Source organism: Sinorhizobium saheli (genome assembly GCF_001651875.1).
Classification (GTDB): domain Bacteria; phylum Pseudomonadota; class Alphaproteobacteria; order Rhizobiales; family Rhizobiaceae; genus Sinorhizobium; species Sinorhizobium saheli.
In genome coordinates, this window is the sequence record NZ_LNQB01000102.1 from 150,627 (window position 1) to 166,362 (window position 15,736).

The 15,736-nt window shown below is 65.0% G+C and carries 12 protein-coding genes; all 12 read right to left on the reverse strand.

The window, feature by feature from the left end; all coding sequences use genetic code 11:
- Positions 1–206: 206 nt before the first annotated feature.
- Positions 207–1,160 carry a UDP-3-O-acyl-N-acetylglucosamine deacetylase gene (gene lpxC, locus ATB98_RS27030; RefSeq protein ID WP_066879544.1) on the reverse strand — a complete coding sequence of 318 codons (954 nt, stop codon included), beginning with the start codon at positions 1,158–1,160 and terminating at the stop codon, positions 207–209.
- Positions 1,161–1,490: 330 nt separating this feature from the next.
- Positions 1,491–3,287: a cell division protein FtsZ gene (gene ftsZ, locus ATB98_RS27035; protein ID WP_066879547.1), complete on the reverse strand. Its 1,797-nt coding sequence runs from the start codon at positions 3,285–3,287 to the stop codon at positions 1,491–1,493.
- A gap of 86 nt (positions 3,288–3,373) precedes the next feature.
- On the reverse strand, positions 3,374–4,705 hold the full coding sequence (gene ftsA, locus ATB98_RS27040; protein ID WP_066879550.1) for a cell division protein FtsA: 1,332 nt from the start codon (positions 4,703–4,705) through the stop codon (positions 3,374–3,376).
- Positions 4,702–5,631, reverse strand: coding sequence for a cell division protein FtsQ (gene ftsQ, locus ATB98_RS27045; RefSeq protein WP_066879553.1), 930 nt, complete (start codon positions 5,629–5,631; stop codon positions 4,702–4,704). Before ftsQ ends, ftsA begins: the two co-directional genes overlap by 4 nt.
- A complete protein-coding gene (locus ATB98_RS27050) occupies positions 5,619–6,545 on the reverse strand; it encodes a D-alanine--D-alanine ligase (RefSeq protein WP_066879556.1) in 927 nt (308 codons plus the stop codon). The genes ftsQ and ATB98_RS27050 overlap by 13 nt, the downstream gene beginning before the upstream one ends.
- A 357-nt stretch (positions 6,546–6,902) precedes the next feature.
- A complete protein-coding gene (gene murB / locus ATB98_RS27055; protein ID WP_066879560.1) occupies positions 6,903–7,877 on the reverse strand; it encodes a UDP-N-acetylmuramate dehydrogenase in 975 nt (324 codons plus the stop codon).
- A gap of 2 nt (positions 7,878–7,879) precedes the next feature.
- Positions 7,880–9,289 carry a UDP-N-acetylmuramate--L-alanine ligase gene (gene murC / locus ATB98_RS27060; RefSeq protein ID WP_066879563.1) on the reverse strand — a complete coding sequence of 470 codons (1,410 nt, stop codon included), beginning with the start codon at positions 9,287–9,289 and terminating at the stop codon, positions 7,880–7,882.
- Positions 9,286–10,407, reverse strand: coding sequence for an undecaprenyldiphospho-muramoylpentapeptide beta-N-acetylglucosaminyltransferase (murG, locus tag ATB98_RS27065; protein WP_066879566.1), 1,122 nt, complete (start codon positions 10,405–10,407; stop codon positions 9,286–9,288). Before murG ends, murC begins: the two co-directional genes overlap by 4 nt.
- 3 nt (positions 10,408–10,410) lie before the next feature.
- Positions 10,411–11,565 carry a putative lipid II flippase FtsW gene (gene ftsW / locus ATB98_RS27070; protein WP_066879569.1) on the reverse strand — a complete coding sequence of 385 codons (1,155 nt, stop codon included), beginning with the start codon at positions 11,563–11,565 and terminating at the stop codon, positions 10,411–10,413.
- Positions 11,566–11,612: 47 nt separating this feature from the next.
- On the reverse strand, positions 11,613–13,004 hold the full coding sequence (gene murD, locus ATB98_RS27075; protein ID WP_066879572.1) for a UDP-N-acetylmuramoyl-L-alanine--D-glutamate ligase: 1,392 nt from the start codon (positions 13,002–13,004) through the stop codon (positions 11,613–11,615).
- 6 nt (positions 13,005–13,010) lie between these two features.
- Positions 13,011–14,111 (reverse strand): phospho-N-acetylmuramoyl-pentapeptide-transferase, encoded by a 1,101-nt coding sequence (mraY, locus tag ATB98_RS27080; RefSeq protein ID WP_066879575.1) that lies wholly within the window; start codon positions 14,109–14,111, stop codon positions 13,011–13,013.
- 190 nt (positions 14,112–14,301) lie between these two features.
- Positions 14,302–15,735 (reverse strand): UDP-N-acetylmuramoylalanyl-D-glutamyl-2,6-diaminopimelate--D-alanyl-D-alanine ligase, encoded by a 1,434-nt coding sequence (locus tag ATB98_RS27085; protein WP_066879578.1) that lies wholly within the window; start codon positions 15,733–15,735, stop codon positions 14,302–14,304.
- Position 15,736 lies beyond the last annotated feature (1 nt).

Sequence of the window (15,736 nt, forward strand, 5' to 3'; positions counted from 1 at the left end):
TTGGCGGGCGGCATCCCGCCAGACTTGCGCGTTTTAGAGCAAGTTGCCTCAAGACCGCAACGTCATGGTCGGCAATTCATGCAAATTTGTGGCGCCGGGCACGACATCGGGAAGAGTGTGCACATCTTTCCGCCCGCCTGCTGCCTTATCGCCCACGAAAATGCCGGCCTTTCGGCCGGCGACTGGAGAGATAAGAACTTTTGTCGTTATGCGGACCAGGGAGCGAAGTCCGCCGCAGCGACCGCCACCATGTCCCGCGAGCGGGTGCGCTGGCGCTGCGATGCCGTTTCCACCACTTCATAGGCCGTCGGGTCGCTCAAAAGTGCCTTCAGGGCATTGGCGTTCATCCGGTGGCCGCCGCGGTAGGAGCGGTAGCAACCGAGGAAGGGTGCGCCGGCGAGCGAAAGATCGCCGACGGCGTCGAGGGTCTTGTGGCGCACGAACTCGTCCTCGTAGCGCAAGCCCTCGATGTTGATCACCGTGTTGTCGTCCGAGATCACCACCGAGTTTTCCAGCGACGAACCGAGCGCGAAACCGCCGGCCCAGAGCCGTTCGACGTCGCGCATGAAGCCGAAGGTGCGCGCCCGCGACAGTTCCCGCTTGAACACCGCCGGCGTCATGTCACCCTTCCAGGCCTGACGGCCGATCAGCGGGCAGTCGAAATCGATCTCGACCTCGAAGCGCATGCCGTCATAGGGCGTGAACTCCGACCAGGAAGCGCCCGATTCGATGCGAACCGGCTTGAGGATGCGGATATAGCGGCGCTTGACCGCAAGCGAGCGGACGCCCGCCTGCTCGATCGCCTCGATGAAGGGCTCGGAACTACCGTCCATGATCGGCATTTCGGCGCCGTGCACCTCGATCAGCAGGTTGTCGAGGCCGAGCGCGTAGACCGCGGCCATCACGTGCTCGACCGTGGCGATCGAGGTGGCCGGCGAGAAGCCGAGAACGGTGCAGAGATCGGTATTGCCCACCTGCGACGAGACAGCGCGGTACTCGCTGACACGCCCCCCGGCGAGCACGCGCTGGAAAACGATGCCGGCATCGGCGTCGGCCGGATGGAAGGTGATCTCCACCTCCGCGCCCGAGTGAACGCCTGTGCCCTTGACGGTTATCGGGCTTGCGATCGTCGTCTGAAACCCGAGCAGTTCGATTCCCATTCTCTTCGTCACTTTCAATAACGCGGCCGGCGGCCAAACTCCTGAAGGGCGCAGCGCGGCTCGAGGCACGAACGAAGGAACCGTGATTCCGCGCCTGTCGGCCGAAACCCCGCATTCCGAACTAACAGCGCCCGATCGAATCGTATGCGTCCCCAATTCCGATACTGAAAATAAGAGCTTGGAAGCACCATTCCAAATCACTGTTCGTTTCGGTTTGTTACGCAATTCATATGTGCGCGATCGAGTTTACAAGTCATTGAAATTACAAAGAAAAGGAAAATGCCCGGGCTGGCGCCCGGGCATCGGCAAGGTGAAGGAACAGATTTCGAATCAGCTCGACTGGCGGCGCAGGAAGGCCGGGATCTCGAGCTGGTCGTCCTCATGCGAGCGCATCTGCGGTGCGGCGCGGCCGTGATCGTCAAGCTGGCCGCGGCGCGGTGCATAGAGGCTCGCCTCCGGTGAGAGCGGGCGACGCTGCTGCGAAGCCGCACTCGGTGCCGCCGCCGTCATGTCGGCAGAGACATTCTGGCTATCCCGTTCACGCAGTCCGAGCGAACTGGTGATCCGGTTGAGCAGGCCCATCGGCCCGCGCTCTTCCGGTGCCGGGGCCGGCTGCGCGCGATGGTCCATCTCGGCCTTCACGACCGGCGGAAAGTCCTCGACCTTCGGCATGCGGATCGGTTCGGCATGCTGGCGGACGACCGGCGCGGGCTCCTGGCGAACCGGCTGCGGCTGCGCCTGGACCTGGGGCTGCACGTGTGCCTGGACCGGTGCCTGCATTTCGACCGGACGCTGGACCGGCTGGGCCGGACGCATGACGGGAGCGGGCTCCGCCGGAGCGACGCCGGCGAAGAGCTTGCTCTGGGGACGGAAGGCCTCTTCCTGCGCCTGCGCTGCCGGTGCGGCGACGTGGGCGCGGGTCGCGATATCGAGCTCACGCTCCATTTCGGCCTCGCGGATCGCGAGCGCGATCTGGTCGACGGTGTTCTGCTGCTGCACCGGTTGCTGCTGGACCGGTTGCGGCTGCGGCGCGGGCTGCGGCGCGACCGGCTGGTGGGACACGGTCTGCTGCGGCTGGGCCGGAACAGCGGCGGACGGGCGGACGATCGGCTTCGGCGCTACCGGACGAAAGTCGGCGGAGCGGCCGGCCACCTCCGCGGCCGTGCGGTCGATGCCCGTCGCCACGACGGAAACGCGGATCAGGCCCTCGAGCTCTTCGTCGAAGGTGGCGCCGAGAATGATATTGGCGTCCGGATCGACTTCCTCGCGGATGCGCGTCGCGGCTTCGTCGACCTCGAAGAGGGTCAGGTCGCGACCACCGGTGATGGAGATCAGCAGGCCCTGGGCACCCTTCATCGACGTTTCGTCGAGCAGCGGGTTGGCGATCGCGGCTTCGGCGGCTGCCATTGCACGGCCTTCGCCGGACGCCTCACCGGTGCCCATCATGGCGCGGCCCATCTCGCGCATCACCGAGCGGACGTCGGCGAAGTCGAGGTTGATGAGGCCTTCCTTGACCATGAGGTCGGTAATGCAGGCGACGCCCGAGTAGAGAACCTGGTCGGCCATGGCGAAGGCGTCTGCGAAGGTCGTCTTGTCGTTGGCGATGCGGAAGAGGTTCTGGTTCGGAATGACGATCAGGGTGTCGACCGACTTCTGCAGGTCGGCAATGCCCTGGTCGGCGATGCGCATGCGCCGCCCGCCTTCGAAGTGGAAGGGCTTGGTGACGACGCCGACGGTCAGGATGCCCTTGTTGCGGGCGGCCTGGGCGACGATCGGGGCCGCGCCGGTGCCGGTGCCGCCGCCCATGCCGGCGGTGACGAAGCACATATGCGTGCCGTTCAGATGGTCGATGATCTCATCGATGCACTCCTCGGCGGCCGCGCGGCCGACTTCCGGCTGCGAACCGGCGCCGAGCCCCTCGGTGACGGCGACACCCATCTGGATGATCCGTTCCGCCTTGGTCATGGTCAGCGCCTGCGCGTCCGTGTTGGCGACGACGAAATCGACGCCCTGGAGCCCGGCGGTAATCATGTTGTTGACGGCGTTGCCGCCGCCGCCGCCGACGCCGAAGACCGTGATGCGGGGCTTCAGCTCGGTAATGTCCGGCTTCTGCAAATTGATGGCCATAGTCCTGTTCCTTCTCTTTCTCTGGCCGCCTTGCCGAGCCGGCCAAATCCCTTGAAATACCTGCTTCGCCGCTGCGCCGGCGAAGCCTAGAAACTCTCTTTCAGCCACTGTCCCATGCGGGCGATGCGGCTGTTGCCGCCGCCGAGCGTGGAGAACACGCCGCCGTGGGCGGCATGGGTCTCGAGATCGGCGACCTGCGGATAGATCATCAGTCCGACGGCCGTGGAGAATGCCGGCCCCTTGGCGGCGGCCGGCAGGCCGGAAACGCCGAGCGGCCGGCCGATGCGGACGTTGCGCGCGAGGATGCGCCGCGCCGCCTCGGGCAGGCCGGTCAGCTGGCTCGCGCCGCCCGTCAGGACGATCCGCTTGCCGACGATCGGGCTGAAGCCGGAGCGCTGGATGCGGTCGCGAATGAGCTCCAGCGTCTCCTCGATGCGGGCGCGCACGATGCGCGAGACGAGCGCGCGCGGCACGTGCGTCGGCTGATCGCGATCGTCCTCGCCGATCGGCGGGACGGAGACGATGTCCCGCTCGTCGGCGCTGTTCGGCAGCGCCGAGCCATGCACGACCTTCAGCCGCTCCGCATCCTCGATCCGCGTCGAGAGACCGCGCGCCAGATCGGTCGTCACATGGTGGCCGCCAAGGCTGACGGCATCCGCATGGACGAGCTTGCCTTCGGCGAAGACGGAAATCGTCGTCGTGCCGCCGCCCATGTCGATCGCGGCGCAGCCGAGCTCGACCTCGTCGTCGACGAGTGCCGCAAGGCCGCTTGCATAGGGGGTCGCCACAATGCCCTCGACCGAGAGATGGGCGCGATTGACGCAAAGCTCGAGATTCTTCAGCGCCGCCCGCTCCGCCGTCAGCACATGCATGTCGACGCCGAGCACGTCGCCGAACATCGCCAGCGGATCGCGGATGCCGCGCTCGCCGTCGAGCGAGAAGCCGGTCGGCAGCGAATGGAGGATCGCCCGGTCGGTGCGTAGCGATTGCTGTCCCGCTGCCGCGAGCACCTTCTTGAGGTCGTTCGCGTCGACTTCCTGGCCACCGAGATCGATGGTGGCGGTATAGACATCGCTCTGCAGGCGGCCGGCAGAGACATTGACGATGAGACTGTCGATCGTCAGTCCCGCCATGCGCTCGGCGGCATCGACCGCCAGCCGCACGACGCTCTCGGCCGCGTCGAGATCGGCGATGACGCCGTTCTTGACGCCGCGCGACTTCTGATGGCCGATGCCGACGATTTCGATGTTGTGCGTGCGTCCCGGCAGGATCTGGCTCTCGGCGCGCGGCGTCAGCCGGCCGATCATGCAGACAACCTTGGTCGAGCCGATGTCGAGCACCGAGACGACGTGCGACCGCTTGGTGGAGAGCGGCTTCAGACGCGGAAGACCGAAATTGGCGGAACCGAACAGACTCATATCCGCTTCTCCTGGGCTTTCAGCATCTTCTCCCTCGCCTTGAGCGCGACTTCCCGACGCGCGACTGCTTCCGGTGTCAGTTGTACGGTGGTGCGGTCCTCGAGCCGCAGATCGACGGCGGCAATGTCGCGCTCGAGAAGCTGGTGCGACTCTTCCATCTCGGCGAGGACCTTCATCGCCCGCGCCACATCCTTCTCCGGCAGCTTGACGACGATGCCGTTGTCGAGGCGCAGATCCCAGCGGCGTCCGGCGACGCGCACGAAGGCCTTCACCCGCGAGCGGAATTCCGGCCAACGCGAAAATTCGTCATAGAAACCAGCGGCAGCCGTCTCGGCATCGCGCCCGACGAAAAGCGGCAGCGACGCAAACTTGTTGTCGCGCAGCGGTGCGATGACACTGCCGCTGCGTTCGATCAGCGACAGGTCCGACCCATGCTGCCAGATACCGAAGGCCTTGCGCTCCGTGAGGTTGACCTCGATCGTGCCCGGGTAGACCTTGCGCACCGTGACGCTTTCGACCCAGGGCAGTTCGCCGATCAGCCGGCGCGCCTCGGCGATATCGAGCGCCACCAGAGAGGTCGTACCGTCGAGGCCGAGTTGCTGGAGGATGTCGATCTCCGAGGTCTGTGCGTTGCCGGAAACCCGCACGTCCTCGATCGCGAACCCGGCCGCAGTCGTCGAGGCTTGCGCGAAATTCTGCGTGTGGCCGCCGAGCGACATGCCGTAGAGCCCCGTCGCCAGAAAGAAGGCGGCAGCCGAGACCGTTCCGGTGTGATTGGGGAAGCGGATGCGGCCGGTGCCGAGGCTGACGAGGAAGCGGACGCCCTTGCGCAGCGGACGCGGCAGGACGAACGCATCGTCCGCCTCGGCGGCGACGCCGAGCGGATGGCGAACCCTTTTGCCCCTTCTGCCCCTCAACGAGAACACGATGCGTCCTCCACCATCCACCTTAGAAACGCGCCAAACTGAAGGCCCGCATGCTGCGCCATTTCGGGGACCAGCGAGGTCGGAGTCATGCCGGGCTGGGTGTTGATCTCCAGCCAGATCAACTCGCCCTCGCCGTCACCACGGTCATCGAAACGGAAGTCGGATCGGCTGACGCCGCGGCAACCGATCGCCTGATGCGCCTTCAACGCGAGTGTTTGTATTTTTTGGTAAATATTTGATGAAATCTGTGCCGGAATAACGTGCCTGGAGCCACCTTTCACGTATTTCGAGTCGTAATCATAGAAGGCATGCCCCTGCGGGATGATCTCCGTGACGCCGAGCGCGACGTCGCCCATGACGCCGCAGGTGAGTTCCCGGCCCGCAACGTAGCGCTCCACCATGACGCGATCGCCATAGCGCCATCCGCTGGAGGTGATGACCTGCGGCGGATGCGACTGATCTTCCTTGACGATGACGACGCCGAAGCTCGATCCCTCGCGCACCGGCTTCACCACATAGGGCGGCTTCATCGGATGCTCGTTGCCGAAGCTGCGGCGGTCCATCACCAGGGCTTCGGCGACCGGAATGCCGGCGGCCTTGGCGACGTGCTTCGCCTGCGCCTTGTCCATGGCCAGCGCCGACGCGAGAACGCCGGAATGGGTATAGGGAATCTCGAGATATTCGAGGATGCCCTGGATCGTACCGTCTTCGCCGAAGGGTCCGTGAAGGGCGTTGAAGGCGACGTCGGGGCGCAATTCGCCAAGGACCGCCGCAACATCGCGGCCGACATCGACGCGGGTGACGCGATAGCCTTCGGCCTCCAGGGCATCCGCGCAAGCCGCCCCCGAAGACAGGCTCACCGGCCTCTCAGAGGAAAATCCGCCCATCAGGACAGCAACATGCCTGCCGCTCATTCAAACCCCCAAACAATACGCCACTATCGCGAAGCTTGCTTGCGTCGGGCTGATTCCACCCCCGAGTCGCGAGATCGCCGCGTAGGGCCACTACAACGACATTATGGTTAACGAACCGTTTACTTTGGTTAACTCTTGTTGCGGAAGCTCTGAATTCCGGCAGGCCAGAATCAACCGGATCCAAGGCTTCACGGCTGAATCAGAGCTTTGTAAGGCCATCAAGGGAAATGTCGTCAGCGAGTTGGAAATCGGGTGCCGGATTCCGTCGCCAAGCTCCCGAATCCCGCCTGCCGCTTCGACGCGAAAAGGCCGCGACGGTTGCCCGTCGCGGCCTTTTCTTTCGGCCGGTCTCTCGGCTCAAGCCATGGCGCGCCCGAGGAATTCCCTGATCTCATAGCCCGGCATGAACTTGCCGACGCGTTTGATCTCCCACTCGAGCTTCACGCCGGAATGTTCCATCACGCGCTGGCGCACGGTCTCGCCGAGATATTCGAGTTCGTAGCCGGTCGCCTGGCCGGTGTTGATCATGAAGTTGCAATGGAGCGGCGACATCTGCGCGTTGCCGATCATCAGGCCGCGGCAGCCCGCCTCGTCGATCAGCTTCCAGGCGGAATGGCCCTGCGGGTTCTTGAAGGTCGAGCCGCCGGTCTTCTCGCGGATCGGCTGCACCGTTTCGCGGTGCTGGCGCACGGCGTCCATGTCGGTACGGATCTTGTTCTTGTCCTCGGCATAGCCTTCGAAGATCGCATGCGTGAAGATCAGATCCTTGGCCGCGTCGGAATGGCGATAGGCATAGCCCATGTCGGCGTTGCTGAGCACATGCTTGTTGCCCTTGCGGTCGACCGCATGGACTTCGACGACGCGCTCGCTGGTCTCGCCGCCATTCGCGCCGGCATTCATGCGGAGTGCCCCGCCGATCGAGCCTGGAATGCCGTAGTAGAAATAGAAGCCGCCTATGCCGTGATCGAGCGCCATGGCGGAAATGTTCTTGTCCGGGCAGATCGCCCCCGCCTTGATTCGGTTCTCGCCGACGAGTTCGAGATCGCCGAAGCCCTTGGCGGAAAGGCGGATGACGATGCCCGGAATGCCACCGTCACGCACGAGCAGGTTCGAGCCGACGCCGACCACCATGATCGGCACCTCCTTGGGGACGAGCTTCAGGAAGGCGACGAGATCATCGGTGTCGTGCGGCTGGAACATCAGTTCCGCGAGTCCGCCTGCGCGAAACCAGGTGACGCGGTCCATCGGGGCATCGGGCGTGATGCGTCCGCGGATTGCGTCGACGCCGCTTCCGAGCGCCTCGAGAAGTTTCTGACCGTTGACCTGTTTCATGCTCAATTTCCTGAAATATCCGCGAGCTCCCTGGGCAGGGCCGCGGCCCAATAGGTGATGCTGCCAGCCCCCAAGAGAACCACAAAGTCACCCGGCTGCGCAATCTTGGCGACGATCGGCGCGATCGCCTCCTGTCCCGGGACAGACCGCGCATCGCGGTGTCCGGCCGCCTTGATGCGATTGACGAGCGCCTCGGCATTGACGCCGTCGATCGCCTCCTCGCCGGCCGCGTAGACCGGCGCGATCAGGATCGTGTCGGCGTCGTTGAAGCAGGAGGTGAAATCCTCGAAGAGGCTCGACAGCCGCGAATAACGGTGCGGCTGGTGAATGGCGATGATGCGACCCTGGCAGGCCTCGCGCGCGGCCCTCAGGACCGCCTTGATCTCGACCGGATGGTGACCGTAATCGTCGAAGATGCGCGCCCCCTGCCATTCGCCGGTCAGCGTGAAGCGGCGCTTGACGCCGCCGAAGGAGGCAAGCCCCCGCGCGATATCCTCCGGCTTGATGCCGAGGCGCTGCGCGACCGCGATCGCCGCCGTGGCGTTCGAGATATTGTGGCGGCCCGGCATCGGCAGCCGCAGATCCTTCATCTCGATCACCTGGCCCGTGCGGCGACGGCGGATCTCGATGTCGAAGACCGAGGTCGCACCGTCCATGCGGACATTGTGGAAGCGCACGTCGGCCTGCGGGTTCGCGCCATAGGTGACGATCTTGCGGTCCTCGATCCTGCCGACCATGGTCTGGACTTCCGGGTGGTCGAGGCAGAGTACGCCGAAGCCGTAGAAGGGCACATTCTCTACGAACTGCCGGAAGGCTGCGCGCACGGCGTCGAAATTGCCGTAGTGGTCGAGATGTTCCGGATCGATATTGGTGACGACGGCGATGTCGGCGGGGAGCTTCAGGAACGTGCCGTCGGATTCGTCCGCCTCGACCACCATCCACTCGCCGGCGCCCATACGCGCGTTGGTGCCGTAGGCGTTGATGATGCCGCCGTTGATGACCGTCGGGTCGAGGCCGCCCGCATCGAGCAGCGCCGCGATCATCGAGGTCGTCGTCGTCTTGCCGTGGGTGCCGCCGATGGCGATCGCATTACGGAAGCGCATCAGTTCGGCAAGCATTTCGGCGCGCCGCACGACCGGCAGGAATTTCTCGCGCGCGGCGATCAGTTCCGGATTGTCCTTCTTGATCGCGGTCGAGACGACCACCACTTCGGCGTCACCGAGATTTTCGGCCCTGTGCCCGATCGAGACCTCGATGCCCTTGTCCCTGAGCCGCTGGACATTGGCGCTGTCGGACTGGTCCGACCCCTGGACGCGATGCCCGAGATTGTGCAGCACCTCGGCAATGCCGCTCATGCCGATGCCGCCGATCCCAATGAAATGTACGAGCCCGATCGTCTTCGGCATTTTCATGAGCGTGCTTCCCTGAATTTCGCGACTGTCGAGCCGCTGGCAATAGCCTCTACCAGGGACGCAAGCAAGCGCGCGGCCTCCGGTTTACCCGTCTCGCGGGCGCCGGTCGCCATCTGCGTCAGCGCCTGCGGGTTGTTCATCGCGTCGGCGAGAATTCCGGCGAGCCGTTCGGCGGAAAGCTCCACCTGCGCGATCACCCGCGCGCCGCCTTTGGCGGCAAGTGCCGCGGCATTGGCCGCCTGGTCGTGGTCGAGCGCATAGGGATAGGGCACCAGGATCGCCGGGCGGCCGATCACCGAAATCTCGGAAACCGTCGAGGCTCCGGAGCGGCAGATGATAAGCTGCGCGGAGGCGATCCGGCGGGCCATGTCGGTGAAGAAGGGCGAAACCTCGGCGGGAACGCCGAGCTTCTCGTAAACGGCGGCGACCCCTTCCCTATCCTCGGGCCGCGCCTGCTGCGTCACCTTGAGCCGCTGGCGCAAGGCGTCGTCGAGGCGGCAGACTGCCTGCGGCACAGCCTTCGAGAAAAATTGCGCTCCCTGGCTGCCGCCGAAGACGACGAGATGGAACGTTGCCCCCTCGACGGGCGCCGAATAGGCGATCCCGGCCGCTTCGAGGACCGCGGGACGAACAGGGTTCCCCGTTACCACGGTCTTTGCGGCGAAGGCTCCGCCTTCCGGAAGAAAGCCGCCGGCTATCGCCTGTACGCGCGACGCGAGCATCCGATTCGCCCTGCCCATGACGGCATTCTGCTCATGAATGAGCGACGGAACGCCCATGCCCGTCGCCGCAAGCAGCGGCGGCACCGTCGGATAGCCGCCGAAGCCGACCACGGCTCTCGGCTTCAGGCGGCCGATCAGCCGCCGCGCCGCTCTCAGACCCGTCCACAGCTTCCAGACCGATCGGACGAGCTTCAGCGGATTCTTCGAGCCGATCGTCGCCGATGGCACGACATGAATCTCCTCTGCCGGGAACTTTCCGGCAAAGCGTTCGGCGCGGCTGTCCGTCACGAGGTGCACGCAATAGCCCTGCGCCTTCAGCTCATGGGCCAGCGCCTCGGCGGGAAAGAGGTGGCCGCCGGTTCCGCCGGCGGCAAGAAGAATGATGCCTTTGTCCATATCTTACTCCGCCGGCACCCCGACGCCGGATCGAAACAGGCTGCGCTCGACCGCGCGCTTTTCCGGCCGGTGCCGGGTGAGTGCCAGGATGAAGCCCGCCGTCACGCAGATCGCCACCATCGACGAACCGCCATAGGAGATCAGCGGCAACGTCATGCCCTTGGCGGGCAGCAGCTCCAGATTGACGCCGATGTTGATCATCGACTGGATGCCGATCTGCAGCACCAGGCCGGCGACGGCAAAGCGGTTGAAATCATTGCGTTCGCGGAAAGCATGGTTGAGGCCGCGCATCACCAGAAAGGCGAAGATCATGACGATCACCATGCAGAACACGATGCCGAATTCCTCGGCCGCCACCGAGAAGACGAAGTCGGTATGGCTGTCGGGGATGATGCGCTTGACGATGCCCTCGCCCGGACCGCGACCGAACCAGTCGCCGCGGATGATGGCGTCGCGCGCCGTATCCACCTGGAACGTATCACCCTCGCCCGTCATGAACCGGTCGATACGGCCGGCGACGTGCGGCAGCATGGTATAGGCCACGAAGAAGCCGCCTGCGGCCGCCCCGGCGAGCACGATGATCCAGAGCCAGGGCATGCCGGCCATGAAGAACATGCCGCCCCAGACCGCCGCGGTGAGGATCGTTTGGCCGAGGTCCGGCTGCGCGACGAGCAGCGCGCCGACAATGCCGAACAATAGGATCGACAGCAGGTTTCCGGGGATTTCCGGCTGCTTCGCGTGCTCCGCGAAAAGCCAGGCGCAGACGACGACGAAGGCCGGCTTCATGAATTCGGAAGGCTGGATCGAAATTCCGGCGATCGATATCCACCTGAGCGAGCCCTTGACCTCCTCGCCGATGAAGAGGACGAGAACCATCATTCCGAGAGATGCACCGAGCAGGATGATCGCCGCGCGCCTGACCTGCCGCGGCGACAGAAAGGATATCCCCACCATCACCGCCAGCGAGGGCAAGAGGAAGACGGCGTGGCGCTTGACGAAATGGAAGCTGTCGAGACCCAATCGCTCGGCGACCGGAGGGCTTGCCGCGAAGGACAGCATGAAGCCGACGCCCATCAGCAGGATGAAGGTCGCCAGGAAGAACCTGTCTATCGTCCAGAACCAGTCGGCCACGGGGCCACGTTCGGCTCGGCTTACCATCTGTCTGTCCCCTTCTCAGGCGCATGCCGCGCCAACGTCCAAATCCGTCAGATGAGCATGGTCACGCCTTCGAGCGCCGCGACATGGCCGACGAAGGCATCTCCACGCACCTCGAAGTTCTTGTACTGGTCGAAGCTTGCGCAAGCCGGGGAAAGCATCACGGCCGCCGGACCTTGCCTGTCGCGCGCCGCATCCTCTGCCGCATGCGTCACCGCCCTTTCGAGCGTCCCGGAGATCTCGTAGGGCACCGCCTCCCCGAGCGTCGCCGCGAAGGCGGGCGCCGCCTCGCCGATGAGATAGGCCTTGACGATCTTCGGGAAGAACGGCGCCAGCGAGGCGATGCCGCCTTCCTTCGGCAGGCCGCCGGCGATCCAGTAGATACGGTCGTAACTCGAAAGCGCCGGGGCCGCGGCGTCGGCATTGGTCGCCTTGCTGTCGTTGACGAAGACGATCTCGCCCTTTCGCGCGACCGGCTGCATCCGGTGCCGGAGGCCCGGAAACGTCCTGAGGCCCTCGACGATGTCTTTTTCGCCGACGCCGACGGCGAGGCAGGCGGCGACGGCTGCCGCCGCATTCTGGGCATTGTGCCCGCCTCGCAGCGTCTGGATGCCGGCAAGATCGGTGAAGAGCGAAGAGCTGCCGCCTTGCGCCCGCATCAGGGCCGAGCCTTTGGCGTAGATGCCGTCGGCAAGGACCTGGCGGCGCGAGATGCGCACGACCTTCGCTCCCGCCCGCTCGACCCGGTCGGCGATCAGGCTGGAAAAGCTGTCGTCGACGCCGATGACGGCCGTGCCGCTTCCGGCGACCAAGCGCTCCTTGATGTCGGCGTAATGCTGAATAGTGCCGTGCCGGTCCAGATGATCGGGCGTGAGGTTGAGCAGGATGCCGGCCGTCGCGTTGAGCGTCGGTGCAAGATCGATCTGGTAGGACGAGCACTCCACCACATAGAAGCGCCCGGTCTGCGGCGGCTCGAGGGTCAGCACGGCGGTACCGATATTGCCGCCGAGCTGCGTGTCCCGTCCGCTGGTCTTGAGGATATGCGCGATCAGCGCCGTCGTCGTGGATTTGCCGTTGGTACCGGTGATGGCGATGAAGGGGCAATCCGGCGCATGCGCGCGGCGCTCGCGCACGAAAAGCTCGACGTCGCCGATGATCTCGACGCCCGCCTGGTGGGCGAGATCGACGCTCCAGTGCGGCTTCGGATGCGTCAAGGGCACGCCCGGCGAAAGCACGAAAGCGGCGAAGACGCGCCAATCGACGTGGCGCAGATCAGCGGTGGGGATCCCTGCCGCGGCGGCCTTGGCCACGCTGTCGGGATTGTCGTCCCACGCCGTCACTTCGGCACCGCCTGCGACCAGCGCCTCTGCCGTCGCGAGACCCGAGCCGCCCAGGCCGAAGAGTGCGACTTTCTTGCCCTTGAATGTGGTGACCGGAATCATCGTCGCTCACCGCAGCTTCAGCGTGGAAAGACCGATCATCGCAAGGATGACGGCGATGATCCAGAAGCGGATCACCACCTGGCTCTCCGTCCAGCCCTTCTTTTCGAAGTGATGGTGGATCGGCGCCATCAGGAACACGCGACGGCCGGTCCGCTTGAACCAGAAGACCTGGATGATGACCGACAGCGTCTCGGCAACGAAGAGGCCGCCGATGATGATCATGACGATCTCGTGCTTGGTGGCGACCGCCACTGTGCCGATCAGGCCGCCAAGCGCCAGCGAGCCGGTGTCGCCCATGAAGATGGCGGCCGGCGGGGCGTTGAACCAGAGAAAACCGAGACCGGCGCCGATGACGGCGCCGAGGATCACGGCGAGCTCGCCGGTGCCGGGCACGAAATGGATCTGCAGGTAGTTGGCGAATACGGCGTTACCGGCGAGATAGGCGATCAGCCCGAAGGCGGCGGAAGCGATCATCACCGGGACGATCGCGAGCCCGTCGAGACCGTCCGTCAGGTTCACGGCATTGCCGGCACCGACGATGACGAAGCCGCCGAAGAGCACGAAGAAATAGCCGAGATTGAGCATCAGGTCCTTGAAGAAGGGGAAGGTGACCGACGAGCCGAAGGTGGAGCCCGCGGTGCCCGCCGAAAGCGCCGCCTGCATCATGAAGAACACGGCGATGGCCGCGATCACGAATTCGATGCCGAGGCGCGCCTTGCCGGAAAAGCCCTTGTCCGATTGCTTGGTCACCTTGAGATAGTCGTCATAGAAGCCGATCGCGCCGAAGCCGAGCGTCACCAGCAGCGTCGAGACGACGTAGATGCTCGAAAGATCGGCCCACAGGAGCGACGACACCACGATGCCGGCGAGGATCATCAGCCCGCCCATGGTGGGCGTGCCGGCTTTCTTGAAGTGGGTCTGGGGTCCGTCGGCGCGGATCGGCTGGCCCTTGCCCTGGCGGATGCGCAGCGACGCGATCATCGCCGGGCCGAACAGGAACACGATCAGGGCGGAAGTAAAGAGTGCTGCACCCGTGCGGAAGGTGATGTAGCGAAAGAGATTGAAGAATTGAAAGTGGTCCGCCAGTTCCACAAGCCAGATCAGCATAAGGGACCTTTCCCCCAGAAGTTTAGAATCGGACATCGTCCAACAGAATCATCTGCCGGACGATACCCGCTTGCGTTCGACTATGTTAGGCCATTTCCCCTGGCCGCGGGCTGTATCCACCAGCACTGCGGCGCCCTGCCTCTCCAGACGGAGAAAGGTCGCTGCAGCACTTTGAACTGCTGCACGCCCGCTATGCTTCCCCCGCCTCGGCCGTCCTCTCGGGATACGCCTCGACAAGCGCCTGGACGATCCTGCCGCAGCCTGTGCCCTTCGAGGACTTGACCATCACGACGTCGCCGGCCGCAACCGCCCCGAGTGCGTAAGCCGCCAGATCATCGACCTTCTCCCGGTAGACGACCGAGACCTCCGGCGGCAGGGCGTCGCGCAGATGCGCCATCTCGGGCCCCGCGAGCCAGACGTCGGAAACCCCCGCTTCAACCAGAGGCTCGGCAAGCGCGGCGTGAACCGCGGCCGCATGCTCGCCCATCTCAAGCATGTCGCCGAGGATCGCAACGCGGCGCCCGCCGGGCGGCGGCTCGGCGTCGCGCAGAAGCGAGATCGCCGCTCGCATGGAAGCCGGATTGGCGTTGTAGCTCTCGTCGATCAGCGTCAGCTCGCCGGCGCCGATCGTGAGGCGATGCCGCTGCCCCCTGCCCTTTTCCGGATGCATCGTCGCAAGCGAAGCAATAACGCGGTCGAGCTCGGCCCCGGCCAGCGTCGCCGCGGCAATCACGGCCAGCGCGTTCTCCGCGATATGGCGTCCGGGCGCACCGATGGCGATTTCGCGGGTTCTTCCGGCAATGGCGGCCCAAAGCACGGAACCTTCCGCCTGGCCGGCGAACTCGGCCAGACGGTATTCCGACTTGGGATTGGCGCCGAAGGAATGAACATGGCCGACGCCCGCGGCCGCTGCGGCCTTTTCCAGGAACTCGTATTGCGCGCTGTCGCGGTTGAGGACGGCGTGGCCGCCGTTGACGACGCCCTCGAATATCTCGGCCTTTGCGGCCGCGATCTCTTCGAGGCTCGTGAAATTGCCGAGGTGAGCCGCGGCGATGCTGGTTACGACCGCGACATGCGGGCGAACCATCCGCGTCAACGGGCGGATCTCGCCGGGATGGTTCATGCCGATCTCGAATATGCCGAAATCGGTCGTCTCCGGCATGCGCGCAAGCGTCAGCGGCACGCCCCAGTGATTGTTGAAGGACGCGACGGAGGCATGGACCCGGCCGAGCGGCGAAAGCACATGCCGCAGCATCTCCTTGGTGGTCGTCTTGCCGACCGAACCGGTGACGGCGATGATCTTTGCGGCACTGCGATCGCGCGCCGCGCAGCCGAGCCGGATCATCGCCTCCAGCACGTCGTCGACGACGATCATCGGCGCGATCAGGCGGCCGAGCGCCGGAAGCTTGGCCTCGCTGACGACAAGCACCGCGGCTCCGTTCGCAAGCGCGATGCCGGCATAGTCGTGGCCGTCGACGCGATCGCCCCTGATCGCGAAAAAGGCCTCGCCCTTGCCGATCGTCCGGCTGTCGATCGAAATGCCGCCGATTCCTTCCGGCAAGTTGCCGACGGGACGGCCGTTCATGGCGGCCAGAAGATCGCTGCTTGTCCAGAGCCAGTTCAAA